We start from the raw sequence: 24,697 nt of genomic DNA on the forward strand, positions 1-24,697 counted from the left end.
GCCAAGCGGCCGGATGGCCGCGCCCGGCGATTGAGGGAACAAGGAGAACACTTATGCCCCGCATTACACTGCGACAGCTGTTGGACCACGCGGCGGAACGCGACTACGGCGTCCCGGCCTTCAACATCAACAACATGGAACAGGGCCTTGCCGTCATGGAGGCGGCGGCGCAGGTGGACGCGCCCGTCATCCTGCAGGCCAGCCGGGGCGCCCGGTCCTATGCCGGCGACCTCATGCTGGCCCATATGATCGACGCGCTGGAGGCCCTCTACCCCACCATCCCGCTGTGCCTGCACCAGGACCACGGCAACAGCGAGGCCACCTGCCTGACCGCCCTGCAGCACGGCTTCACCTCCGTCATGATGGACGGGTCGCTGATGGCCGACGCCAAGACGCCGGCCGCCTATGAGTACAACGTCGACATCACCCGCCGCGTGGCGGAGGCCGCGCACTGGGTGGGCGCCTCGGTCGAGGGGGAGTTGGGCGTGCTGGGCAGCCTGGAGACCGGCCAGGGCGAAGCGGAGGACGGCCACGGCGCCGAGGGCGTGCTGTCGCTGGACCAGCTGTGCACCGACCCCGACCAGGCGCTGGACTTCGTCGCCGCCACACGCGTGGACGCCCTGGCCATCGCCATGGGCACCTCGCACGGCGCCTACAAATTCTCGCGCCAGCCCGACGGCGACATCCTGGCCATGGACGTGGTGGAGGCCATCCACGCGCGGCTGCCCAACACCCACCTGGTGATGCACGGCAGTTCGTCCGTGCCCCAGGAATTGCAGGACCTGTTCAACGCCTATGGCGGCCGCATGCCGCGCACCTGGGGCGTGCCGGTGGAGGAGATCGTGCGCGGCATCCGCTTCGGCGTGCGCAAGATCAACATCGACACCGACTGCCGCCTGGCCATGGCGGTGCAGTTCCGCAAGACAGCGACCGAGAACCCGGCGGAATTCGACCCGCGCAAGTTCCTGAAGCCGGCGATGGATGCCATGAAGGCGCTGTGCCGCGACCGGTTCGAACAGTTCGGCGCCGCCGGCAACGCCAGCCGCATCACGCCCCTGCCCATGGCCGCCATGGCCAAGCGCTACGCCACAGGATCCCTGGACCCGCACCTGGGCCGGACGCCCGTGGCTGCGGAATAAGCCCACACCCCTCCCCTTTTTAAACCCAGGACGCGACCGCGTCCGCCGAAGGTTTACGGGCAGCCGAAGGCGGACTGGAAACCGAGGATAGCCAAGGCGCGGATGCGCCGCCGGCGCTTGAGGAGAACACCATGAACGCGATCGATAAAAGGGACCGCCGCGACCGCTATGCCGCCGGGGTCATGAAGTATCAGGACATGGGCTACTGGCAGCCGGATTACGTGCCCAAGGACACCGACGTCATCGCCGTCTTCCGCATCACCCCACAGGACGGGGTGGACCCAATCGAGGCCGCCGCCGCCGTGGCGGGCGAATCCTCCACCGCCACCTGGACGGTGGTATGGACCGACCGGCTGACCGCCTGCGACAAGTACCGGGCCAAGGCCCACCGGGTGGACCCCGTGCCCGGCTCGCCCGACAGCTGGTTCGCCTACATCGCCTATGACATCGATCTTTTCGAACCCGGATCGATCGCCAACCTGACGGCATCCATCATCGGCAACGTCTTCGGCTTCAAGCCGCTGAAGGCCCTGCGGCTGGAGGACATGCGCCTGCCCGTGGCCTATGTGAAGACCTTCGACGGGCCGCCCACCGGTATCGTTGTGGAGCGGGAACGGCTGGACAAGTTCGGCCGGCCCCTGCTGGGCGCCACGGTGAAGCCCAAGCTGGGCCTGTCGGGCCGCAACTACGGCCGTGTGGTCTATGAGGCGCTGAAGGGTGGCCTGGACTTCACCAAGGACGACGAAAACATCAATTCCCAGCCCTTCATGCACTGGCGCGACCGCTTCCTCTATTGCATGGAGGCGGTGAACCGCGCCCAGGCGGCGACGGGTGAGATCAAGGGCACCTATCTCAACGTCACCGCCGCTACCATGGAGGACATGTACGAGCGGGCGGAGTTCGCCAAGTCCCTGGGATCGACCATCGTCATGATCGACCTGGTCATCGGCTACACCGCCATCCAGTCCATGTCCAAATGGGCGCGGCGCAACGACATGATATTGCACCTGCACCGCGCCGGCCATTCCACCTACACCCGGCAGAAGAGCCACGGTGTGTCCTTCCGCGTCATCGCCAAGTGGATGCGGCTGGCAGGTGTGGACCACATCCACGCCGGCACCGTGGTGGGCAAGCTGGAGGGCGATCCCGCCACCACCAAAGGCTATTACGATGTCTGCCGCGAGGACTTCCTGCCCGAGCGGCTGGAAAACGGCATCTTCTTCGACCAGTCCTTCGCCTCGCTGCGCAAGACCATGCCGGTGGCCTCGGGCGGCATCCATGCCGGGCAGATGCACCAACTGCTGGACCTCTTTGGCGATGACGTGGTGCTGCAGTTCGGTGGCGGCACCATCGGCCACCCCATGGGCATCCAGGCCGGCGCCATCGCCAACCGCGTGGCGCTGGAGGCCATGGTGCTGGCCCGCAACGAGGGCCGCGACATCGTCAACGAAGGCCCGGACATCCTGGCCGCCGCCAGCCGCCACTGCACGCCCCTGCGCCAGGCCTTGGATGTCTGGAAGGACGTGACCTTCAACTACACCTCGACCGACTCACCGGATTTCGTGCCCACCACCAGCGTCGCTGGTTAAAGGAAGGAGACCTCATCATGCGCCTCACCCAAGGAACCTTCTCCTTCCTGCCCGACCTGACGGACGAGCAGATCACGGCCCAGGTGCAGTACTGCATCGACCAGGGCTGGGCCGTGAACATCGAATTCACCGACGACCCGCACCCCCGCAACACCTATTGGGACATGTGGGGCCTGCCCATGTTCGACATCCGCGACGCCGCGGGCGTCATGGGCGAGCTAGCGTCCTGCCGCAAGATTTACGGCGACCGCTACATCCGCATCTCCGGCTTCGACGCCAGCCACGGGTGGGAGAGCGTGCGCCTGTCCTTCATCGTCAACCGGCCCGCCAACGAGCCCGGCTTCGCCCTGGAACGCCAGGAAAGCGACGGCCGGCGCATCCTGTACAGCACCCGCGCCTACGCCGCCCAGCTGCCGGAAGGGGAGCGGTATTCGTGATGGCCGCGACCCTCATGGCAATCCCGCCGGATGCCGCCGACGCGGCACCGGCGGCCCCGGGGGCGCCAAAGGCGGTAGACCTGCGCGCGGATTTCGAGGCCTCCGGCCTGCCGGAGATCTTCGCGCAACTGGACCAGGAGATGGTGGGCCTGGCGCCCATCAAGCGGCGGCTGCGCGAGACCGCGGCCCTGCTGCTGGTGGACAGGGCGCGCCAGCGCTTCGGCCTGGCGGTGGGGGCACCCACCCTGCACATGAGCTTCACCGGCAACCCGGGCACGGGCAAGACCACCCTGGCGCTGAAGATGGCGGCCATCCTGCACCGGCTGGGCTATGTCCGGCGCGGGCACCTAGTGACCGTCACCCGCGACGATCTGGTGGGCCAGTACATCGGCCACACGGCGCCCAAGACCAAGGAGGTGCTGAAGCGCGCCGCCGGCGGCGTGTTGTTCATTGATGAGGCCTACTATCTCTACCGGCCAGAGAACGAGCGCGACTATGGCCAGGAATCCATCGAGATTCTGCTGCAGGTCATGGAGAACCAGCGCGACGACCTGGTGGTCATCCTGGCCGGCTATGCCGACCGCATGGACCGCTTCTTCCAGGCCAACCCCGGCTTCCGCTCCCGCGTCGCCCACCACATCGACTTCCCCGACTATGGCGAGGAGGAGTTGCTGGAGATCGGGGAGCGACAGCTGGAGACCATGAACTACCGCCTCAGCCCGCAGGCCAAGGCGGTGTTCGCCCAGTATATCGCCCTGCGCCGGGGCCAGCCGCATTTCGCCAACGGCCGGTCCATCCGCAACGCCCTGGACCGCGCCCGCCTGCGCCAGGCCAGCCGCCTGTTCCAGCGGGACGAAGGCCCCCTGTCGGTGGACGACCTGACGGTGATCGAGGCGGAGGACATCCTGGCCAGCCGCGTGTTCGCCGGCACGCCAGACAGCCAAACGGGGGACAGCCAGGCAGGGGATAGGGGGACCCCGTCATGAGCCAGCCCCTGATCGCCCCCAGCATCCTGTCGGCCGACTTCGCCAGCCTGGGCGCCGAAGTGCGGGCCATCACGGCGGCTGGGGCCGACTATATACATGTCGATGTCATGGACGGCCATTTCGTGCCCAACCTGACCATCGGCCCCGCCGTGGTGAAGGCCCTGCGCGCCCATACCGGCCGCCCCTTCGATGTGCACCTGATGATCAGCCCGGTCGATCCCTACCTGGAGGCCTTCGCCGACGCCGGCGCCGACATCATCACCGTGCAGGCGGAGGCCACCACCCACCTGGACCGCACGCTGGAACGCATTCGCGCCCTGGGCAAAAAGGCCGGCGTGGCGCTGAACCCCTCCACGCCGGAGAGTGCGGTCACCTATGTGCTGGACCGGCTGGACCTGGTGCTGGTCATGACCGTGAACCCCGGCTTCGGCGGCCAATCCTTCATCCCCGCCATGATCCCCAAGATCCAGGCCCTGCGCGGCATGGTCGGCCGCCGGCCCATCCAGATCGAGGTGGACGGCGGCGTGAACCATGAGACGGCGCGCCTGTGCGTGCAGGCGGGAGCGGAGGTGCTGGTGGCCGGATCCGCCGTGTTCCAGGGCGGTGCCGCCCGCTATCAGGCCAACATCGCCGCACTGCGCGGCTAAGTGGCCCTGGCCCATTCCCCTCAAAACCGCGTAGAGATGCGCGGGGTGACGGAGGGGAAACATGTCCTATCGAATCCTGACGCTGGATGGCGGCGGCCCCTGGGCCCTGCTGGAGGCCATGGTCCTGGCCGATCTGTACGGCAGCGACACGCCGGGCCACGACATCCTTGGGGAATTCGACCTGGCGGCCGGCACCTCGGCCGGGGCCATCGTGCTGGGCGGGTTGATCAAGAACCTGACGCCGGCCCAGATCCTGGACCTGTTCGTCGATGATACGCGGCGGGACAGCCTGTTCGTAAAGGTTGATGGGCTGGACAGGCTGGTGGCCGACCTGGATTTAGGCCCGCAGTACAGTACCCAGGGCAAGCTGGCCGGGCTGACCGCCATGCTGGACGACCCCGGCCTGGTGCCGCCCACCCCCGCCACGGTCGATGGCCAGGTGCGCCCCCTGGCCCTGTCGGCCTGCCCCATGGCCCGCCTGCCCCTGCCCCTGGCGCGGCGGGGCGACGCGCCGGTGAAGGTGTTCATCCCCGCCTTCGACTACGCCCAGCGCCGGGCCATGACCTTCCGCAGCTATGCCGGCCTGGCGACGGCGGTGACGGAGCCGCAGGCCTCCACCGCCCCCCTGGCGGAGGTCATCAATGCCAGCAGCACCGCACCCGTGGCCTTCTTCGATGAGCCCGCGCAATGCGACGGCCGCCTGTACTGGGACGGCGGCCTGACCGGTTGCAACAACCCGGTGATGCTGGCGGTGATGGAAGCGCTGGCACAGCCGGGCGGCAGCACGGATCTGCAGATTCTAAGCCTGGGCAGCGGCACCACCCGCCACGCGCCGGTGACCAGCACCAGCCAGCCGCCGGACGACCTGGCGGAACCGGTGGGGATGCGGGGCACCCTGGGCGACCTGTCGCTGCTGGCCCAGACCACCCTGGACGATCCACCCGACACCGCCAGCCTGGAGGCCCACATCCTGGCCCAGCGCCTGGCGGGCCGGGACCCCGCCACCCTGGGCGGGCTGGTGCGCCTGAACGTCTCCGTCCAGCCGGTGCTGGATGGCGGGGTGTGGAAGGCGCCGCCGGGCCTGGCCGACGGGCGCTTCGCCCAGGTGGCGGCCCTGCCGGCCGACGCGGTGGAGCCGGAACAGATCGCCCTGATCCAGCGGCTGGGACGCGACTGGATGGCGGGCGACGTTCCGAACCAACCCCTGATCACCCGCCTGCCACAACTGGACTGCGTGCTGGGCGACGGCAGCTATGCCCAGGCCAAGGCGCGGTGGGTGGCCCTCAGCCAAAGCTGAGGCGCCACAACCAGAAAGATAAAAGACCGGGCCACGGCACCCGCGCTGTGGCATGATGGCGGGGCAGAGCGGGGCGGCCGTTCCGGCGGCGGCACCCGCGCCCACAAGCGGGAGAGACGCTTTGTCGCCCTTCGGCGTGTTCATCCTGGCCGTTCTGGCCTTCGCCATCGTCCTGGTCTACAGCAGCATCAAGACCGTGCCCCAGGGCATGGAATACACGGTGGAGCGGTTCGGGCGATATACCCGCACCCTGAAGCCGGGCCTGGCCATCATCATGCCCTTCGTCGACCGCATCGGCGCCCGCCAGACCATGCAGGAGGTGGTGCTGGACGTACCGTCGCAGGAGATCATCACCAAGGACAACGCCATGGTGACGGTGGACGGCGTGCTGTTCTTCCAGGTGCTGGACGCCGCCAAGGCCAGCTATGAGGTGCGCAACCTGGACCGCGCCGTCCTGAACCTGACCATGACCAACCTGCGCACGGTCATGGGCTCCATGGATTTGGATGAGCTGCTGTCGCAGCGCGACGCCATCAACGCCCGTCTGCTGACCGTGGTGGACGCCGCCACCCACCCCTGGGGCGTGAAGATCACCCGCGTGGAAATCCGCGACATCCAGCCGCCGCGGGACCTGGTGGACAGCATGGCCCGCCAGATGAAGGCGGAGCGGGAACGCCGCGCCCTGATTCTGGAGGCGGAAGGCCTGCGCCAGTCCGCCATCCTGCGGGCGGAGGGCGAGAAGCAGTCCGCCATCCTGCAGGCCGAAGGCAAGAAGGAGGCCGCCTTCCGCGAGGCCGAGGCCCGCGTGCGCCTGGCGGAGGCGGAGGCCACCGCCACCCGCGTGGTGTCGGAGGCCATCGCCGGCGGCAGCGTCCAGGCCGTGAACTATTTCATCGCCCAGCGCTATGTCGACGCCCTGAAGGGCTTTGCCGCCAGCCCCAACCAGAAGATCCTGTTCATGCCCATGGAATCGACCGGCATCCTGGGCGCCCTGGGCGGCATCGCCGAGCTGGCCAAGGACAGCTTCGCCGGCGTGCCGTCCAGCCGTCCGGCACCGCCGCCCCGCCGTGGGGATGCGCCGGCCGCCGGCGGGCAGCTGCAACCCGGCGACAGTCCCTGGTCCACCCCCGGCCGCTGACCCCCGGCCGCTGACGCAGTGGCCCGGCCGCTAACGCGGAGAAAGGACATCATGCCTGATTTCACCGCCTGGACGCCCCACGCCTGGCATTGGTGGGCGGCGGGCGTCGCCCTGGCGCTGGTGGAAATGGTCACCCCCGGATTTGGCCTGCTGTGGCTGGGGGTGGCGGCGGTGCTGGTGGGCACGGCGCTGTTCCTCTTCCCGGCCTTCGCCCTGGCCGGGCAGGCGGTGCTGTTCGCCGTGCTGGCGGCCGGCCTGCTGCTGGCCACCCGCCGCTGGCTGGGAGGCGGCCGGGTTGAGGCAGCGCCCCCCGGCCCACCCCTGAACGCCCGCGCCAGCCAATACGTCGGCCGCGTCCTGACGCTGGAGACGCCCATCACCAACGGCCAGGGCCGCGCCCGCCTGGACGACGGCGCCTGGATCGTCTACGGCCCCGATGGCCTGGCCGCCGGCGCGACCGTGCGCGTGGTGGGCGTGGACGGCACGGCCTTGAAGGTGGAGGCGGCCTGAACCGCCACCCTTAAGATTCTAAGCGTCCGGGCCGGCTTGCCCCGCGTGCGGCTGGTAGTGGCGGGGGCTGACCCCGGTCCACCGCTTGAAGGCGCGGGAGAAGGCGCTGGGCTCGGAAAAGCCCACCAGATAGGCCACCTCGTTCACCGACGCCTTGCGCCCCATGAGGTAGGCAACCGCAAGGCGGAAGCGCAGCCCGTCCAGCACCGCGTCGAACCGCGTCCCCTCGGCCTTGAGCTGTCGGTAGAGCGACTGCCGGCTGAGCCCCAGGGCCGCGGCCACCCGGTCCATGCCGCCGTCACCGGTATGCAGGATGGGCAGCAGCGCCGCCTCAACACGGCCGCGGGCCGTCCGGGCGCTTTCCAGCTCCGCCAGCAGCGTGTCGGCATGGGCGCTGAGGATACCGAAGGCGTACTGGCTGGGGTTGTGCAGGGGGATGTTCAGCCAGGAGGGATCGATGCGGATGGCGTTCCAGGCGGCGTCGAAGACCACCGGCACCTTCCACAGCGCGGCACACAGGTCGCCATAGGCCGGGCGGGCATGGGTGACGTGGACCTCCTGGGCGAAAGCCGCATGGGGGAAATGCCGCGCCGTCTCTGCAATAAAGCGCGACCAGGTGGATTCGGTCAGCTCGGGAAAGGCGTTGGGATCGGCGCGGCCGTCCACCAGCCACAGCCCGTCGGCCCGCGGGACCAGCTGGAAGCGGGGTCCGACCTGGGGCAGTTGCACGTCCATGGCCAGGCGGCCGTAGCGGTTCAGCTGACGCAGGGCCTCACCCATGGTGGGGGCGGCATAGCAGATCAGGCCGGCAATGGAGAACTCGCGGAAATCGCGCGCCGCGCCGACGTGCAGGGCCAGGGACGGCGACCGGCACAGGTCCTGGGCGGCGCGCATCAGGGCCATGTACTGCGCCAGCGGGATGCGTCTGTCCGGATTACCCAGCATCTCCACCCGCAAGCCCGCCCGCCGGGCCAGGATGGCGGGATCGGCGCCCTGGGCCACGGCATGGCGAAACAGATGGTCGGTGAAGCCCGCTGAGACGCTGCCCCGCCCGGCGGCCGGCGGCGTGGTGCCTGAAGTCATGTTTCCTGGCCTTTGCGATCATGGTCCGGCCCACCTGCGGCCGATAGAGTCCAGCTGAAGCCGGAGGACCCGGCGGCGGCCGCCTTGCAACGACGGCCCCGATCTAACAGGAACGACTGCATGACGGGGAGCCTCTTGATCACCGAACGGCAAACGCCGGATGCCGGCGCGCGGCACCGCCGGGCGCGGACGGCTGGCTTGCTGTACGCCGTGGTGGTGGTCGCTGGCACCTTCAGCCTGGGCTATATGCCAGGGCGGATATTGGGCGGCGACGACATCCCGGCGATCCTGGCACGCATACAGGCGCAGGAGGTCCTGTTCCGCTGGGCCATCGTGGCGGCGCTGGCCTGCTACACCGCGTTCCTGGTCCTGCCGCTGGCGCTGTACCGGCTGCTGGCACCGGCGGGACGGGACGCCGCCATCCTGATGATCGCCTTCGCCGCGGCCAGCGTGCCCCTGGCCTGTGCCAACGCCCAGCATCTGTATGCCTTGCTGCACCTGGCCGGGCTGTATCTAGCCGGGGGGAACGGGGCCGCCGCCCAGGCCGGCCAGGAACTGCGCGCCTATGACGACGGACTGCTCATCCTGCAGGTTTTCTGGGGGTTGTGGCTGCTGCCCTTCGGCTACCTGGCGTCGAGAGCCAGCTTCCTGCCCGCGCTCCTGGGCCTTGTGCTGATCGCCGCAGGGCTGGGCTATGTCGCCGACTGGGTGGGCCAGACCGCCGCGCCCACCATCTATGCCGCCAGCGGCCTCGGCGCCTGGCTGCTGGCGCCGCGAACAGGCGAAATCCTGATCTGCCTGTGGCTGTTGCTGGCCGGTGCACGCCCCCTTCCCCGCCTGCGCCGCTCTTGCCTGCGCCGCTCTTGATTGATCCCCCAACCGCTGGCCACCAATCGCGGGAGTACGCCCATGACAGTCCGCCGTCTGATCGACCGGCACGTCCCCATGCGGCTCAAGCTGTCCGCCGCGTGGACCGCCATCCTGTTCTGCTACGTCTACGGCGACTATTTCGCGCTCTACAGCCCCGGCAAGATCCAGGCGGTAATGGCGGGGGATATCGGTATCGGCCAGGCTGGCCCGGGCATGCTGGCGGCGGTGTCGCTGATGATGGCCCTGCCCAGCGTCCTGGTCTTCCTCTGCCTGGTGCTTCCCGCCCCCGTTTGCCGGTGGGCGAACGGCGCCCTGGGCATCGTCTATGCCGCCATCGTGGCCCTGACCATGCCCGGCGCGCCGCTGTTCTACATCTTGCTCAGCGCCATAGAGATCGCGCTGTCGGCCACGGTCCTCTGGCTGGCCTGGAGCTGGCCCCGCGATGACCTGCCGGAGGGGTGAGCCTCATGCCGGCTTGGCGCCCGGCTTGCCCGGCTCGACCACGAAGCTGGCGCGGGTGCTGATGGCGCCGCCGGGGGTGGTGACGCGGTCCATGACCCGGAAATTGGCCGCCAGCTTGTCATGGCCGATGTCGCACATCAGGTAGCCGCGCTGGTCGTTCATGAAGCGGATGTGCGGGTTGCCGCGCATGACCTCCTCATAGCGCGGGCGCTTGTCGGCACCGTCGCCGCCGGAACTGATGGAGGTGCCGACGAATTCGGTGGCGACCACGCCGGCCTTGTCGCTGTGATAGTCGGTCTTGAGATCGCCCACGAAGTTCTGGTGCTCGTCGCCCGTCAGCACCACCACATTGTTCAGGCGCCGGTCAGCGATGTGGCGCAGCAGGCGCTGGCGCGGCTGGTGGTACCCTTCCCAGCTGTCCATGTTGTAGATGGGGCCGTGCCAGGGCTCGCGGTTCATGGTCATCATCATGACCTGCTGGCCGATGAGGTTCCAGCGGGCGCGACCGCGGTCCAGGCCCTCGAACAGCCAGCGTTCCTGGTCCTCGCCCATCATCTCGGCGTCATCGCTGTCCTGGCCCTCGCAGGCGGGCTTGAAGCCGTCGCCGCAAGGCTGGTCGGTGCGGAACTGGCGGGTGTCCAGCAGGTGCAGGTCGATCAGGTTGCCGAAGGCCAGGCGGCGGTAGATCTGCATATCCGGCCCCTTGGGCCAGGAGGCGCGGCGCAGGGGCATGTGCTCGAAATAGGCCTGGGCGGCCGCCGCGCGGCGCAGCAGGAAATATTCCGGCGGGGCGATGCCGGCGCCATCGACGGTGCCGGTCCAGTTGTTGTCGACCTCATGGTCGTCCCAGGTCACCATCCACGGGCAGGCGGCGCGGGCCAACTGCAGGTCCAGGTCCATCGTGTACTGGGCGTAGCGACGGCGGTACTCGTCCAGGGAATAGGGCTCGTCCCCCAGATGCCGGCGGGCGGTGGGCTGGGCCAGGCCGCCGTAGTAACGGCTGGTTTCATGCGTCCGCACCCGATTCTCGTAGATGTAGTCGCCGTAGTGGAAGACGAAGTCCGGCCGTTCCTCCGCCAGGTGGCGGAAGGCGGTGTAGTAGCCGTCCTCATAATTCTGGCAGCCGACCATGCCCAGGCGCACGCGCTCCACCTTGGCGCCCAGGGCCGGGGCGGTGCGGGCGCGCCCCACCATGCTGCGCTCCGCCCCCACGGTGAAGCGGTAGTAATAGTCGCGCCCCGGCTCCAGCCCGCCCACCTCGGCATGGATGGCGTGGCCCAGTTCCGGCCGCGCCACCTCGGTGCCGCTCTGGACGATATTGCGCATGCGCTCGTCCGTCGCCACCTCCCAGTCCACCTCCACCGGGCGCTTGGGCATGCCATAGCCGAAGGCCAGCGGCTCGGGCGCCAGCCGGGTCCACAGCACGAAGCCGTCGGGCAGCGGATCGCCCGAGGCCACGCCCAGCGAGAACGGGTCGTCGCTGAAGGCCGCCTGGCCCAGGGCCGAGCCCACGGCCGACGGCAGCAGGAAAGCCGTGGCGGCGGTGGCGCCGAAGGTCTTCAGCAGGGCGCGGCGGGTGGCCTCGGGAACGGGGCTGAACCGGGTCATGGGCGGCGTCTCGATGCGGGCGGGCCAGAAGGGCAAAGGTGGGAATGCGCGGCAGAGTGCCCGCCGGTGGAACCGCGTTCAACCATGAAAGCCTTGGCGGACGCCCTGTCATGAAAGTGTCGCAAGACCTTGCAACCACAGCGTATCGTCGGCCGCAACCCTACATGGCGAACCTGCCAGGCGCGTGCCCCGCCTTGACCATTTGGTCAGGATCAGCCAGGGTTGCTTCCCGTGCCGTGCCCCCTAAGCCCCCGACTTGCCGGGACCTTGGGAAATGGACTAGGTTTCAGCAGAGCAGGCGGTGCGGCCCATCCCGTTCGCCACCGTCCAAAAGTATGCCCACGGAGGCAGGGACCCTTCATGAGTAGAGCGATCCGCGCGGCGTTGGCGGCGGCCGCCCTGTTGAGCTGCGCGTTGACCGTCCCCACCCGCGGGGCGGAGGCCGCCTTCTTTCCCGGCGTGGTCTTCGATTATGGCGGCAAGTACGACAAGTCCTTCAACGAAGGCGTCCTGACGGGCATTGAGCGGTTCCACAGCGAAACCGGCATCAATTACAAGGCGCTGGAGATCAGCAACGACGTCCAGCGCGAGCAATACCTGCGCCGCCTGGCGGAGCATGGCGCCGACATCATCCTGGCCGTGGGCTTCAGCCAGGCGCCGGCGGTGGCCAAGGTCGCCAAGGAATTTCCGGAGATCAAGTTCACCCTGATCGATGGCGTGGTGAAACTGCCCAACGTCCAATCCATCCTGTTTTCCGAGCAGGAGGGATCCTACCTGGTGGGCATGCTGGCCGCCCTCAGCAGCAAGACCCATACCGTGGGCTTCGTCGGCGGCATGGACATCCCCCTCATCCGCCGATTCGAATGCGGGTATGAGCAGGGCGTGAAAGCCGTGGCGCCGGACGACCACATCATCGCCAACATGGTGGGCACCACGCCCGCCGCCTGGTCCGACCCCACGCGCGGCGGCGAGCTGGCCAAGAGCCAGTTCGACCGGGGCGTGGACGTGGTGTTCGCCGCTGCCGGGCAGAGCGGCATCGGCGTGCTGCAGGCGGCCAAGGACGCGGGCAAATATTCCATCGGCGTCGACAGCAACCAGAACCACCTGTTCCCCGGTTCCGTCCTGACCTCCATGGTCAAGCGGGTGGACGTGGCCGCCTACAACGCCATCAAGGCGGCGCAGGACGGCACCTGGCAGGCGGGCGTGCGCACCCTGGGCCTGAAAGAGGAAGGCGTGGGCTGGGCGCTGGACGAGAACAACACCAAGCTGGTGACGCCGGACATGAAGGCGGCGCTGGACGCGGCGTCCGCCGAGATCCAGAACGGTACCCGCAAGGTCGCCAATTACGACGAAACCAACGGCTGCAAGTACTGACAGGCCATCCCATCCACGCCTCGGGTCCGCTTTCCCGGCCCCCCAGAACTAGAGACCAGCCGCCCCGTGTCGCAAACCGTTCCCCTCTCCGTGCCGCCGCAGCCGGGCCCCTGGGCCGTGGAACTGGTGGGCATCGACAAGCGCTTCGGCCCCGTCCACGCCAACAAGGCGGTTTCGCTGCGGATCCGCGCCGGTTCCATCCATGGCCTGGTGGGGGAGAACGGGGCCGGCAAATCCACGCTGATGAGCATCCTCTACGGCTTCTACCAGGCCGATGAGGGGCAGATCCTGGTGAACGGGGCCGAAGTGCGCATCCGCGAGCCCAAGGACGCCATCGCCCTGGGCATCGGCATGGTGCACCAGCACTTCATGCTGGTTGAGGAATTCACGGTGCTGGAGAACCTGATGCTGGGGGCCGAGGGCGGCGCCCTGCTGAAGGACGGCATCAAGAAGGCCCGGGCCGAGGTGGAACGGCTGGAGAAGGCCTACCGCCTGGACGTGCCGCTGGACGCCAAGGTCGCCGACCTGAACGTGGGCATCCAGCAGCGGGTGGAGATTCTGAAGGCGCTGTACCGCGGCGCCCAGGTGCTGATCCTGGATGAGCCCACGGCCGTGCTGTCGCCGCCGGAGGTGCAGGACCTGTTCCGCATTCTGGACGCGCTGCGTGCCCAGGGCCGCACCATCCTGATGATCACCCACAAGCTGAAGGAGATCATGGCCATCACCGACGCCGTGTCGGTGCTGCGCCAGGGGGCGGTGGTCGCCAATTTCCAGACCCGGGACACCAACGAGGCGGCGCTGGCCGAGGCCATGGTGGGACGGCGCGCCAACCCCGCCGTGCGGCGGCCGGGCGCGCCGGCGGGCGCGCCGCTGCTGACGGTCGAGGACCTCAGCGTGTTCGACGAGCGCGGGGTGGAGCGGCTGAAGCGCGCCACCTTCCGCGTGCGGGCGGGCGAGATCGTGGGCGTGGCCGGTGTCGCCGGCAACGGCCAGTCGGAATTGCTGGAGGCGCTGTCGGGCATGACGCCCTTTCAGCGCGGGCGCGTCCACGTCAATGGCCGCGACGTGACGCCGGAGTCGCCCATGGACCCGGCCCAGGCCCGGCGCCAGGGCATTGCCCACGTGCCGGAGGACCGCCTGCGCCGCGCGGTGGTGAAGCCCTTCCCCGCCTTCCAGAACGCGCTGCTGGGCTATCAGGACGACCCGGCCATGGCCGACGGCCCGCGCCTGAACTGGAAGCGCGTGGCTGCCGCCACCGCCCGGCTGATGGAGGATTGGGACGTTCGCCCGCGCCAGCCGTCCCTGCGCACCTCACTCTTCTCCGGCGGCAACCAGCAGAAGCTGGTGCTGGGCCGGGAAATGGAGCGCGATCCCAATGTGCTGCTGGTGGGCCAGCCCACACGGGGCGTGGACATCGGCGCCATCGAGTTCATCCACCGCCGCCTGCTGGCCATGCGCGACGCCGGCAAGGCCATCCTGCTGGTCTCCGCCGAGTTGGAGGAGATCATGGCCCTGTCCGACCGCATCCTGGTGATGTGCGACGGTGCCATCACCGGCGAACTGGCGGCCGAGGACGCGACCGAGGGCCTGATCGGCCGCCTGATGGCCGGCATCACCGACGACATCGAACCCAACACCATGGAACGGGGCCAGCGCACCGACGCGGCCGGAGGGGCGGCATGAGCGCGTCTACCAACACCGACGGCCTGCCGCGCTGGGCCACGCTGGCCCTGCTGCCGGCCATCAACCTGTTCGCCGCCCTGGTGGTCTCGTCCCTGGTCATCCTGGCCATTGGCCAGGACCCCGTCTCCGCCCTGGCCTTCATGGTCAAGGGGGCGGTGGGCAGCGGCACGGGCCTCAGCTACACCCTCTATTACGCCACCAGCCTGATCTTCACCGGCCTGGCCGTGGCCATCGCCAACCATGCCGGCCTGTTCAACATCGGTGGCGAGGGCCAGGCCTATGTCGGCGGCCTGGGCACCGGCCTGGTGTGCCTGGCGCTCAGCGGCTGGCCCTGGTACGCGGTGTTGCCGGTGGCCGTGCTGGCGGGCGCGCTGTTCGGCGCGGTGTGGGGCCTGGTGCCAGGCTATCTGCAGGCCTATCGCGGCAGCCACATCGTCATCACCACCATCATGTTCAACTTCCTGGCCAGCGCCCTCATGGTCTATCTGCTGGGCGGGCCGCTGATCGAACATGGCCAGATGGCGCCGGAAAGCCGGGAATTCGCCGAAAGCACCTTCCTGCCGGCGGTGAAGGACATCGCCGCCAGCCTGGGCTACCGCACCAGCACCCTGCCGCTGAACCTGTCGCTGGTCCTGGCGCTGCTCTGCGCCGCCGGCGTCTGGTTCCTGATCTGGCACACGCGCTGGGGCTTCCAGATGCGCACGGTGGGCGCCAATGAGGCCGCCGCGCGCTATGCCGGCATCAACGCCCGCACCACCATCGTCATCGCCATGGCCATTTCCGGTGCCCTGGCCGGCCTGGTGGGCATCAACGAGTTGCAGGGCGTGCAGCACCGCATCACCCTGAACTTCCAGGCCGGCATGGGCTTCACCGGCATCGCGGTCGCGCTGATGGGCCGCGGCCATCCGGTGGGCATCGTCCTGTCGTCGCTGCTGTTCGGCGCCCTTTACCAGGGCGGGGCCGAGTTGTCGTTCGAATACAACGAGATCAGCCCCCGCCTGGTGGTGGTCATCCAGGGCGTGGTCATCCTGTTCTCCGGCGCCTTGGAGCATATGTTCCGCCCGGCGATGGCGCGCCTGTTGAAGCCCAAGACCCCGGCGACCGCCGGCCAGCGCGCTTAAGATCCCGGGGATAAGAGATCATGGACGATACCGCCCTGTGGATCGTGTCGCTGCTGGCCAGCACCGTGCGCCTGGCGACACCGCTGGTGCTGGCCTCGCTGGCCGGCTTTTATTCCGAACGCGCCGGCGTGGTCGACATCGGCCTGGAAGGCAAGATGCTGACCGGCGCCTTCGCCGCCGCGGCCACGGCCGCCGTCACCGGGTCGCCCTGGGCGGGCCTGGCGGCGGCCATCGCCGCCTCGCTGGTGCTGGCCCTGGTGCACGGCTTCGCCTGCATCACCCACCGGGGTGACCAGGTGGTGGCCGGTGTCGCCATCAACACCATCGCCGCCGGCCTGACCGCCGTGCTGGCCAACGCCTGGTTCGACCTGGGCGGCCGCACGCCCTCGCTGGACGGCGGGCAGCGCTTCCTGGGCCTGCACTTCCCGTTGGCGGAGACCGTGCGCGGCGTGCCCTTGCTGGGCCGTTTCTATGGCGAGGTCATCGGTGGGCAGAACCTGCTGGTCTACCTGGCGGTGCTGGCCGTGCCCGCCACCTCGTGGGTGGCCTACCGCACCCGCTTCGGCCTGCGCCTGCGCGCGGTGGGGGAGAACCCGGCCGCCGTGGACACCGCCGGCATTTCCGTGCCCTGGCTGCGCTATCGCGCCGTGCTGATCACCGGCCTGCTGTGTGGCGTGGCCGGCGCCTACCTCTCCATCGCGCAAGGGGCCGGGTTCCAGGAGAACATGACCGCCGGCAAGGGCTATCTGGCCCTGGCCGCCCTGATCCTGGGCAAGTGGCGGCCTTACCCCACCCTGGCCGGCTGCCTGCTGTTCGCCGCCACCGACGCCTTGCAGGCGCGGTTGCAGGGTGTGGCCCTGCCGGTCGTGGGGGCGGTGCCGGTGCAGATCATCGAGGTGCTGCCCTACATCCTGACCATTCTGCTGCTGGCGGGCTTCGTTGGCAAGTCCATCCCGCCCAAGGCGGCGGGCCAGGCCTATGTGAAAGACCGGTAAGCGACCTACATCAAAGCCTGCGGCGATGGCGTGGGTGTAACACCGCGCCTGTAGAGCCTAGGGGGCCGGAACGCATCCGGCCCCCCTTCCCGACACAGATCAAGCCCGATGCAGATCAAGGATGCCCCCGCCATGCCCGCCTGCCGCCGCCTGGCCGCCCTGCTGTTGACCGGTACCGTGACGCTTGGGGGGCTGTTCGGGGGCCTGGACGCGGGGGCGCAGGAAGCCAAATCCGACCAGATCGACGTGCAGATCCTATCGACCACCGACCTGCACATGAACGTCATGGATTACGACTACTACGGCGACAAGCCGGACCCTGGCATCGGCCTGGTGCGGGTGGCCAGCCTGATCCGCAAGGCCAGGGCCGAAAAGCCCAACACCCTGCTGGTGGATGCCGGCGACCTGATCCAGGGCACGCCCATGGGCGACTATGTCGCCCGGGTGCAGGGCCTGGGGCCGGGCAAGTTCCAGCCCATCATCGCCGCCTTGAACGCGCTGGGCTATGACGCCGCCGTCATGGGCAACCATGAGTTCAACTTCGGCCTGGACTATGCCGTGGCGGCGGAGAAGGAGGCCAAGTATCCCGTGCTGGCCGGCAACGTCAACCGGGTGGAGGATGGCCAGCCCCTGTTCCCCGCCGGCGTCATCCTGGACCGCGACTTCACCGACGGCGCCGGCGCCAAACACACGGTGCGCGTGGGCGTGGTCGGCGTGCTGACGCCCCAGATCGTGCTGTGGGACAAGGACAAGCTGGAGGGCAAGGTCACCACCTCCGACATCGTGGAGGTGGCGGCCAAGACCGCCCGGGACCTGAAGGACCAGGGCGCCGACGTGGTGGTGGCGGTCATCCACAGCGGCCTGTCGGCGGCCCCCCACCAGAAGATGGCGGAGAACGCTGGCGTGGCCGTGGCCGCCATTCCCGAGGTGGATGCCGTCGTCACCGGCCATGCCCACCGCGTCTTCCCCGCCGCCGACTATGCCAACCTGCCGGACGCCGACATCCCGCACGGCCTGATCCATGGCAAGCCGGTGGTCATGGCCGGCTTCTTCGGCGACCATCTGGGCGTGATCGACCTGATTCTGTCCGCCGACCCCAAGGCCCATGGCGGCAAGGGCGGCTGGACCGTGGCCGCCGGCCATGCCGAGACCCGGCCCGTGCTCACCCGCGTGAACGGCAAGCCCACGCCGCTGGTGGAACCGGACGCGACGGTGGCGGCCATCGCCAAGGACGCGCACCAGGCGACCCTGGATTATGTGCGCCAGCCCGTGGGCAAGAGCACCGGCCGCATCGAGACCTATTTCAGCTTCATCGCCGACCAGCCGGCCTTGGACATCGTGTCGGACGCCCAGCGCCAGTACGTGGCCAAGGCGTTGGCCGGCGGTCCTTACGCCAATTTGCCCATCCTGTCGGCGGCGGCCCCCTTCAAGGCGGGCGGCAAGCCCGGCCCCGATTATTTCACCGACGTGGCCGCCGGCCAGATCAGCCTGCGGAACGTGGCCGACCTCTACCTCTATCCCAACATCGTCGCGGCGGTGAAGGTGACGGGCGCCCAGGTGCGCGACTGGCTGGAGATGGGTGCCCGCGTCTTCAACCGCGTCGATCCGGCCAAGAAGGAACCGCAGATGCTGGTGAACCGGGCCGTCCCCAGCTTCGACTTCGATGTCATCGACGGCGTCACCTGGCGGGTCGACGTGACCCAGCCGCCGCGCTTCGGCGGCGACGGCAAGCTGGCGCCGGGCGACAACCACCGCATCGTCGACCTGCGCCATAAAGGCCAGCCAGTGAAGGATGACGATGAGTTCATCGTCGTCACCAACAATTATCGCGCCAACGGCGGCGGCAACTTCCCCGGCCTGGACGGTAAGAACATCGTCTACTCAGGCACGGAAACGATCCAGGAGATCATCGCCGACTATCTGCGCGCCACCGGCACCCTGGTGCCCGCCACCAACCACAGCTGGGGCTTCGTGCCCGTCACCGCGCCGGTGACCGTGCTGTACGATACCAACGCCAAGGCGGCGACGCTGTTGACCCAATACCCCAACCTAAGCGACGTGGGGCCCGGCGACCCGGGGTTGGAACTGTTCCGCGTGGATTTGTCGCCGACTGCGCTGGCCGGCCAGGTGCTGGGGAAATGACCGCGGAAAAGAAGGTTTGGCGGGCGTATCTGGCAGGGCCGGAGGTGTTCCTGCCCGATCCGACCGCCGCCGCCGAAAGCCTGCGCGCGGCCTGTGCCCGCTTCGACATCGTTGGCGTCTTCCCCATGGATGGTGCGGTGGTCTCGATCCCAGGCGAGACGGCCGCGGACCACGCCGCCCGTATCCGCGCCACCAACCTGGACCTGATCCGGAAAACGGACCTGGTGTTGGCCAACGTCAGCCCCTTTCGCGGCCCCTCGGCCGACGACGGCACGGCCTATGAGATGGGCTTTGCGGCGGCGCTGGGCCGGCCGGTCTTCGCCTATACCGACACACCAGCCAGTTTGCTGGATCGGACCCGCGCCCATTTTCCTCTGACCCAGGACGCCACGGGCGACTGGCGCGACCCGGAAGGACGTATGGTGGAGGATTTCGGCCTGGGCGCCAACCTGATGCTGGTCCACCCCGCGCCGTTCCCGACGGCCAAGCCTGCCCCCCTGGGCATTTATCATGGGGTGGATGCCGCCCTCAGCGCAGCGCGGGATTGGATTTCCCTTCAGGGGCGCTGACCAGAAAATGAAACAGCCGGGCCGTTGCGGGCCCGGCTGTTTCAGATCCATCTGTTTCCGCGCGCGTCAGGCGGCGTTTTGCGATACGCCCATGCGCCGGAACCGGTCACTGTCCAGCACAACCTCCAGCGCCAGACTGAGGCGGTCGCTGGAGCGGCCGTCGACCAGGAATTCGACATGGGGCGGATGACCCGCCCGCTGATGGATGGCATGGACCAGCAGGCGACGCTTGGGCAGCTTCACCTCTTCCATCCATTCACCCGGTTTGGGCGGTTCGACCCCGCGCCTAGACAACGCCATAGCTTCCCTACTCCTTAACAGCCCCCGGGGACACCTGCCTGCGCGCCTTTGGGGGTCGGCTCTAGAAACCCAGGCCGTTCGCCGGACCGGTCCGCCCCGGGGACTGGAACCCATGGGCTGTTGCGATCAGCATAATCCAATTCAAATGCCAAGGGATATAGCTTAGGGGTACGTCATCACCTTGTCACCCGACATCTTCCCCCGATTTTCTGGCCGTTGACGCCCGCGCGTGATTCCGGGTGGCACGTGGGTCGCCCGAACAACCATTCCGGATTGGCAACAACCCCTGCATTATGGGCACTTTACCCGCTTTCAGCCGCCGTTCAGCCAACCATCGCGCCAAGCTCCCGCAGGTTCGATATGACCCAAAGAGCCAAGGGGATCGGCCTCATCAAAAGGATTAGACAAAAGGGCATGTCCATCCCGCCGCGCGGCACACCCCATGGCATAGGCGATTAAGGAAAGCCCCGCCAGTTCACCCCCAAAAACCGGGGCCGGGGCCAACACCGCCACAGCCGTGGCATGGGGGAAGATAAGGTTCATGGGACGGTGCTTCCCTGGCTATGCGTTCCGGATAGGGCCAGGACTATCCGTCGTCGGCCGCACCGTTCTTGAGCTGGATCAATCGGCAGGCAATTTGTTTGGTCGCCCACCCTTCACCAGGGCTCAGCCGAAGGCCTGCAGGCCTGTCTGCGCCCGGCCAAGAACCAAGGCGTGGACGTCGTGGGTCCCCTCGTAGGTGTTCACCGCCTCCAGGTTCAGGACATGGCGGATGACGGGGTACTCATCGGACACCCCGTTGCCGCCGTGCATGTCGCGGGCGGCGCGGGCGATGTCCAGCGCCTTGCCGCAATTGTTGCGCTTCATCAGGCTGATCATCTCCGGCGCCGCGCGGCCCTGGTCCATCAGCCGGCCCAGGCGCAGGGCGCCCTGCAAGCCCAGGGTGATTTCCGTCTGCATGTCGGCCAGCTTCTTCTGGATCAGCTGGGTCGCGGCCAGCGGCCGGCCGAAGGCGGTGCGGTTGAGGGTATAGTCGCGCGCCGCGAACCAGCAGGCCTCCGCCGCGCCCATGGCGCCCCAGGAGATACCGTAGCGCGCCTTGTTCAGGCAGCCGAAGGGCCCCTTCAGCCCGACCACGCCGGGCAGCTGCGCCGTTTCCGGCACCGCCACCCCGTCCATCACGATCTCGCCGGTGATGGAGGCGCGCAGGGAAAACTTGCCCTCGATCTTGGGCACCGACAGGCCCGTCATACCCTTTTCCAGGATGAAGCCCCGGATCTGCCCCTCGTCATCCTTGGCCCAGACGACGAAGACGTCGGCCACCGGCGCGTTGGTGATCCACATCTTGGACCCGGTCAGGACATAGCCATCAGCCACCCGGCGCGCCCGCGTCTTCATGGCGCCAGGATCGGACCCGGCGTCCGGTTCCGTCAGGCCGAAACAACCGATCAGCGTGCCGGCCGCCAGGCCGGGCAGGTAGCGCTGGCGCTGTTCCTCGCTGCCATAGGCGTGGATGGGGTGCATGACCAGGGAAGACTGGACGCTCATGGCGGAGCGGTAGCCGCTGTCCACCCGTTCCACCTCACGCGCCACCAGGCCGTAGCAGACATGGTTCACCCCGGCGCAGCCATAGCCGTCGATGGTCATGCCCAGCAAGCCCAGCTCCCCCATCTCGGCCATGATGGCGGGGTCGAACACCTCATGCCGGAAGGCGTCGCGCACGCGGGGGGCCAGCCGGCCCTGGCAGAAGGCGCGGGCGCTGTCGCGCACCTGCCGCTCCTCCGCCTCCAGCTGATCATCCAGCAGCAGGGCGTCGTCCCATTGAAACGCTCCCTGATGGAAACCGCCCTTGCCCGCACTGTCGCTCGCCATGGGTCTTTCCCCTGGTTGGTGGTCGTTGGATGGCCGCATTGCAGGCGGGATGCCGCGGGCGGTCAAGGGACTCCGTGATCGATGCAGTATGCAATGCACATGATAAAGAACCTATCCCAAGGGTGCGATGCGTGTTGCAGCGCAAAACCTATGAGGAATGGCCTAGGCCATAGGGATAGGTTAACTCCTGTTAAGAAATTCCACAACAAGCCTCTGAAATAGTTAAATAAAACGTCCCAAGAGCCCATGTTGGCACGCGGCCTGCTTATAACCGGACATGAACGAAACGGGCAAAAGCCCACTCGAACCGATAGGACCTTCCGTCATGATCCGCCGCATCGCCGCCGCCGTCGCCGTCTCCGCCCTGGCCGCCACCCCAGCCTTGGCCGACACCTCTGGTAGCATCAGGCTGAGCGGCACCGTTTCCCTGACCTGCAGCGTGGCGGTCACCGATGCAGGCGCGCAGTTGAACATCCTGGCCGGCTCCAGCAACGTCGCCGTCGGCAGCGTGGTCGAAAACTGCAACGACGGCGCCGGTTACACCATCACCGTCGCCTCCGCCAACGGCGGCAGCCTGAAGTCTTCCGCGACGGGCGCCCAGCCGGTCACCTACACCACCAGCTATGATGGCACCAACGGCTCGGGCGGCAGCTTCGCCGTCACCCGTTCCGGCGCCCAGTTCAACAAGACCGCCGCCGTCTCCGTGACCGTGCCCGCGAACGCCCAGGCCATCGCTGGCAGCTACAGCGACACCCTGACCATCACCATCACCGGCAAGTAAGCCGCCGACAGAGTCCGATGGATGTGACACGGCCGACCGAATCGGCCGTGTCACCATTATTTTTTGCAATTGCACAACGCCAAGACGAACTTGCGCCCAGAAATGCAGGACGCAACGAAGCCGGAGCTGTGCCGCTGGCGCTCACGGCCGGGCCGGAAAGTTAATCTTTATAAATCAATTGATTAATATGTTTTCCCGCGAGCTGGTCATTTTGGCATTGCATTTGCTTTTAACCAATCATGAACCAAACGGGCAAAAGCCCACCGAACCGTTTTAGAGAGCCTGTCATGATCCGCCGCGCTGCCGCTGTCGCCGCCATCACCACCCTGGCTTCCAGCCTTCTGGCTGCTATTCCCGCCGGTGCCGCCACCTCGGGCACCATCAAGCTGAACGCCACCGTCCTCCAGACCTGCACCGTGGCCGTCACCGATGCTGGCGCCACCCTGAACATCCTGTCTGGTTCCAGCAACGTCGCCGTCGGCAGCGTGGTCGAGAACTGCAACGACGGCGCCGGCTACACCATCACCGTCGCCTCTTCCAACAACGGCACGCTGAAGTCCTCCGCCACCGGCGCCCAGGCCATCGGCTACACCACCAGCTACGATGGCACCAACGGCTCCGGCGGCAGCTTCACCGTCACCCGCTCCGGCGCCCAGTTCAACAAGACCTCCAACGTCTCCGTGACGGTCCCGGCCAATGCCCAGGCCATCGCCGGCAGCTACGCCGACACCCTGACCATCACCATCACCGGCAAGTAAGCCGCCAGCGACGGTTGCCACCGGTTCGGAAGAGGGCGCCCCCACGCCGGGGGGCGCCCTTTCGTGCGTCCGGCGTCTGGCGGACTGCAAATCCTAATGCATTGATTCAGCTGAATTCCCAACCTTTCGCATGGTGCGCGACGCAACAGCGCCACCGGCGTGCCTGGGCTCGCCCTCGCGGCGATAAATTGGATAATATAACAATATCAATGCATTAATGGATTAACGCCACCCCGCCCCCAGTTCTGGCACCGCGATTGCTTTTACATCTCACATCAAAGCAATCGGGCAACAAGCCCAGCCGAACCGATAGGAACCTTCGTCATGATCCGCTTCGCCGCCGCCCTGATCGCCGCCGCCTCCGTCGCCGCCGTCTCCCTGGGCACCCCCGCCGTCGCCGCCACGGCCGCCGCCTCCGGCACCATCCAGCTGAACAGCACTGTCGCCCAGACCTGCACCGTCAGCGTCACCGACGCCGGCGCCCAGCTGAACATCCTGACCGGCTCCAACGTCGTCACCGTCGGCAGCGTCGTCGAGACCTGCAACGACGGCGCCGGCTACCAGATCAGCGTCTCCTCCGCCAACGGCGGCACCCTGAAGTCCGCCGCCACCGGCGCCCAGCCCGTCAGCTACACCCCCATCTACGACGGCCAGTCCAGCGGCAGCAGCGTCAACGTCGTCCGCTCTTCCGCCCAGTTCAACAAGACCGCCACCGTCGCCGTCACCGTCCCCGCCAACGCCCAGGCCATCGCCGGCAGCTACACCGACACCCTGACAATCACCATCCAGGGCCGCTGATCCCGCCCCCACAACCGCACCGCTTCGGCCGACAAATACGGCTCTGACGCAAACTTGGTGATCGATCGCTCATCCGGCACCGATGACGCGGGCCTGGAGTAGGTCGAGCTTCCCGCGTCCATACATCTGGCGTTTGACGAGTTTGAGCTTGGTGATCTGGCCTTCGGTTTGCCCATCGGACCAAGGCGACGTAATGGCGGCGGCAACGGCTGCGCGGTCCTTGTTGATGCCGTTGGCGAATGACGCCACCAGACTGCCTTTGGCCCGGTCCAGCCAAGGTTCAAGGTCGCTGAGGGATTTGCGTCGGATCATGCCCTGGAAATCGGCAATAATGTTCCTGGTATCGACCAAGGTGGGGACGCCCCCTTCGATCGCGGCGATGACGACGGTTTCCGCCTTGGTCAGGTCATCCCTCCCCAAGGTCATGAGGATCGTGCCCCACCGCGTGGTGTAACAGGGGCCTGGCCATCGGGCTCTCCGGCGGGTTTGGCCGGGAGGATCATGCAGCGGCAGTTGGCAACATGATGGTGTGATCATC

General features: G+C 67.8%; 25 protein-coding genes. 19 read left to right on the plus strand and 6 right to left on the minus strand.

The genetic code is table 11. From position 1 onward, the window contains the following. Positions 1-53 precede the first annotated feature (53 nt). The 8 genes from fba to FBZ89_RS25070 all read left to right on the plus strand — a co-directional run bounded on the left by fba (position 54) and on the right by FBZ89_RS25070 (position 7,743). Complete coding sequence (gene fba / locus FBZ89_RS25035) at positions 54-1,139, plus strand: class II fructose-bisphosphate aldolase (RefSeq protein WP_145753169.1); 1,086 nt, start codon at positions 54-56, stop codon at positions 1,137-1,139. A gap of 131 nt (positions 1,140-1,270) precedes the next feature. After that, positions 1,271-2,728, plus strand: coding sequence for a form I ribulose bisphosphate carboxylase large subunit (locus FBZ89_RS25040; RefSeq protein WP_145753170.1), 1,458 nt, complete (start codon positions 1,271-1,273; stop codon positions 2,726-2,728). Positions 2,729-2,745: 17 nt separating this feature from the next. Then, the gene (locus FBZ89_RS25045; protein WP_145608921.1) at positions 2,746-3,165 is read left to right on the plus strand and encodes a ribulose bisphosphate carboxylase small subunit; all 420 of its coding nucleotides are present in this window, start codon (positions 2,746-2,748) and stop codon (positions 3,163-3,165) included. Next, on the plus strand, positions 3,165-4,151 hold the full coding sequence (gene cbbX / locus FBZ89_RS25050) for a CbbX protein (RefSeq protein WP_211115355.1): 987 nt from the start codon (positions 3,165-3,167) through the stop codon (positions 4,149-4,151). The genes FBZ89_RS25045 and cbbX overlap by 1 nt, the downstream gene beginning before the upstream one ends. Then, entirely contained in the window at positions 4,148-4,798 is a 651-nt protein-coding gene (rpe, locus tag FBZ89_RS25055) for a ribulose-phosphate 3-epimerase (protein WP_145753171.1), read from the plus strand. Before cbbX ends, rpe begins: the two co-directional genes overlap by 4 nt. 61 nt (positions 4,799-4,859) lie before the next feature. Beyond that, positions 4,860-6,095 (plus strand): patatin-like phospholipase family protein, encoded by a 1,236-nt coding sequence (locus FBZ89_RS25060; protein ID WP_145753173.1) that lies wholly within the window; start codon positions 4,860-4,862, stop codon positions 6,093-6,095. 121 nt (positions 6,096-6,216) lie between these two features. Further along, positions 6,217-7,233: an SPFH domain-containing protein gene (locus FBZ89_RS25065; RefSeq protein WP_246172559.1), complete on the plus strand. Its 1,017-nt coding sequence runs from the start codon at positions 6,217-6,219 to the stop codon at positions 7,231-7,233. Between the two features lie 51 nt (positions 7,234-7,284). Beyond that, on the plus strand, positions 7,285-7,743 hold the full coding sequence (locus FBZ89_RS25070; RefSeq protein ID WP_145753175.1) for an NfeD family protein: 459 nt from the start codon (positions 7,285-7,287) through the stop codon (positions 7,741-7,743). Between the two features lie 18 nt (positions 7,744-7,761). Here FBZ89_RS25070 and FBZ89_RS25075 read toward each other — a convergent pair whose 3' ends face one another. Further along, a complete protein-coding gene (locus tag FBZ89_RS25075; protein ID WP_145753177.1) occupies positions 7,762-8,826 on the minus strand; it encodes an AraC family transcriptional regulator in 1,065 nt (354 codons plus the stop codon). A 120-nt stretch (positions 8,827-8,946) separates the two neighbouring features. Here FBZ89_RS25075 and FBZ89_RS25080 point away from each other — a divergent pair, with 120 nt between their 5' ends. Together FBZ89_RS25080 and FBZ89_RS25085 are read left to right on the plus strand one after the other, a co-directional pair. Then, positions 8,947-9,693 (plus strand): DUF4386 domain-containing protein, encoded by a 747-nt coding sequence (locus FBZ89_RS25080; RefSeq protein WP_145753179.1) that lies wholly within the window; start codon positions 8,947-8,949, stop codon positions 9,691-9,693. Between the two features lie 42 nt (positions 9,694-9,735). Then, positions 9,736-10,158, plus strand: coding sequence for a DUF6326 family protein (locus FBZ89_RS25085; protein WP_145753181.1), 423 nt, complete (start codon positions 9,736-9,738; stop codon positions 10,156-10,158). 3 nt (positions 10,159-10,161) lie between these two features. Here FBZ89_RS25085 and FBZ89_RS25090 read toward each other — a convergent pair whose 3' ends face one another. Continuing rightward, entirely contained in the window at positions 10,162-11,766 is a 1,605-nt protein-coding gene (locus tag FBZ89_RS25090; protein ID WP_145753183.1) for an alkaline phosphatase D family protein, read from the minus strand. A 360-nt stretch (positions 11,767-12,126) separates the two neighbouring features. Between FBZ89_RS25090 and FBZ89_RS25095 the strand changes: the two genes are divergently transcribed. The 6 genes from FBZ89_RS25095 (at position 12,127) to FBZ89_RS25120 (ending at position 19,650) form a co-directional block, all read left to right on the plus strand. Further along, complete coding sequence (locus tag FBZ89_RS25095; RefSeq protein ID WP_186457571.1) at positions 12,127-13,140, plus strand: BMP family lipoprotein; 1,014 nt, start codon at positions 12,127-12,129, stop codon at positions 13,138-13,140. 66 nt (positions 13,141-13,206) lie between these two features. Continuing rightward, a complete protein-coding gene (locus FBZ89_RS25100; RefSeq protein ID WP_246172560.1) occupies positions 13,207-14,823 on the plus strand; it encodes an ABC transporter ATP-binding protein in 1,617 nt (538 codons plus the stop codon). Next, positions 14,820-15,944, plus strand: coding sequence for an ABC transporter permease (locus FBZ89_RS25105; RefSeq protein ID WP_145753185.1), 1,125 nt, complete (start codon positions 14,820-14,822; stop codon positions 15,942-15,944). Before FBZ89_RS25100 ends, FBZ89_RS25105 begins: the two co-directional genes overlap by 4 nt. 20 nt (positions 15,945-15,964) lie before the next feature. Then, the gene (locus tag FBZ89_RS25110; protein ID WP_145753187.1) at positions 15,965-16,939 is read left to right on the plus strand and encodes an ABC transporter permease; all 975 of its coding nucleotides are present in this window, start codon (positions 15,965-15,967) and stop codon (positions 16,937-16,939) included. A 132-nt stretch (positions 16,940-17,071) separates the two neighbouring features. Further along, positions 17,072-19,081 (plus strand): bifunctional 2',3'-cyclic-nucleotide 2'-phosphodiesterase/3'-nucleotidase, encoded by a 2,010-nt coding sequence (locus tag FBZ89_RS25115; RefSeq protein WP_145753189.1) that lies wholly within the window; start codon positions 17,072-17,074, stop codon positions 19,079-19,081. After that, complete coding sequence (locus FBZ89_RS25120; RefSeq protein WP_145753191.1) at positions 19,078-19,650, plus strand: nucleoside 2-deoxyribosyltransferase; 573 nt, start codon at positions 19,078-19,080, stop codon at positions 19,648-19,650. The genes FBZ89_RS25115 and FBZ89_RS25120 overlap by 4 nt, the downstream gene beginning before the upstream one ends. Positions 19,651-19,716: 66 nt before the next feature. On the opposite strand, the gene FBZ89_RS25125 is transcribed toward FBZ89_RS25120, so the two are convergent. The 3 genes from FBZ89_RS25125 to FBZ89_RS25135 form a co-directional block, all read right to left on the minus strand. Then, positions 19,717-19,950, minus strand: a complete 234-nt coding sequence (locus FBZ89_RS25125; protein WP_138918831.1) for a hypothetical protein — start codon at positions 19,948-19,950, stop codon at positions 19,717-19,719. A 312-nt stretch (positions 19,951-20,262) separates the two neighbouring features. Then, positions 20,263-20,493 (minus strand): hypothetical protein, encoded by a 231-nt coding sequence (locus FBZ89_RS25130; protein ID WP_145753193.1) that lies wholly within the window; start codon positions 20,491-20,493, stop codon positions 20,263-20,265. A gap of 123 nt (positions 20,494-20,616) precedes the next feature. Further along, entirely contained in the window at positions 20,617-21,822 is a 1,206-nt protein-coding gene (locus tag FBZ89_RS25135; protein ID WP_145753194.1) for an acyl-CoA dehydrogenase, read from the minus strand. 325 nt (positions 21,823-22,147) lie between these two features. Here FBZ89_RS25135 and FBZ89_RS25140 point away from each other — a divergent pair, with 325 nt between their 5' ends. From FBZ89_RS25140 to FBZ89_RS31975, 3 genes are all read left to right on the plus strand, one after another. Next, complete coding sequence (locus tag FBZ89_RS25140; protein WP_145753196.1) at positions 22,148-22,603, plus strand: Csu type fimbrial protein; 456 nt, start codon at positions 22,148-22,150, stop codon at positions 22,601-22,603. Between the two features lie 287 nt (positions 22,604-22,890). Next, entirely contained in the window at positions 22,891-23,361 is a 471-nt protein-coding gene (locus tag FBZ89_RS25145; protein ID WP_145753199.1) for a spore coat protein U domain-containing protein, read from the plus strand. Positions 23,362-23,685: 324 nt separating this feature from the next. After that, positions 23,686-24,159: a spore coat protein U domain-containing protein gene (locus FBZ89_RS31975; RefSeq protein ID WP_145753201.1), complete on the plus strand. Its 474-nt coding sequence runs from the start codon at positions 23,686-23,688 to the stop codon at positions 24,157-24,159. 69 nt (positions 24,160-24,228) lie between these two features. Here the strand turns inward: FBZ89_RS31975 and FBZ89_RS25155 are convergent. Next, the coding region (locus tag FBZ89_RS25155; RefSeq protein WP_211115356.1) for a transposase at positions 24,229-24,697 on the minus strand (469 nt) is incomplete at its 5' end.

It is taken from the genome of Nitrospirillum amazonense (assembly GCF_007828045.1).
In the GTDB taxonomy this organism is placed as follows: domain Bacteria; phylum Pseudomonadota; class Alphaproteobacteria; order Azospirillales; family Azospirillaceae; genus Nitrospirillum; species Nitrospirillum amazonense_C.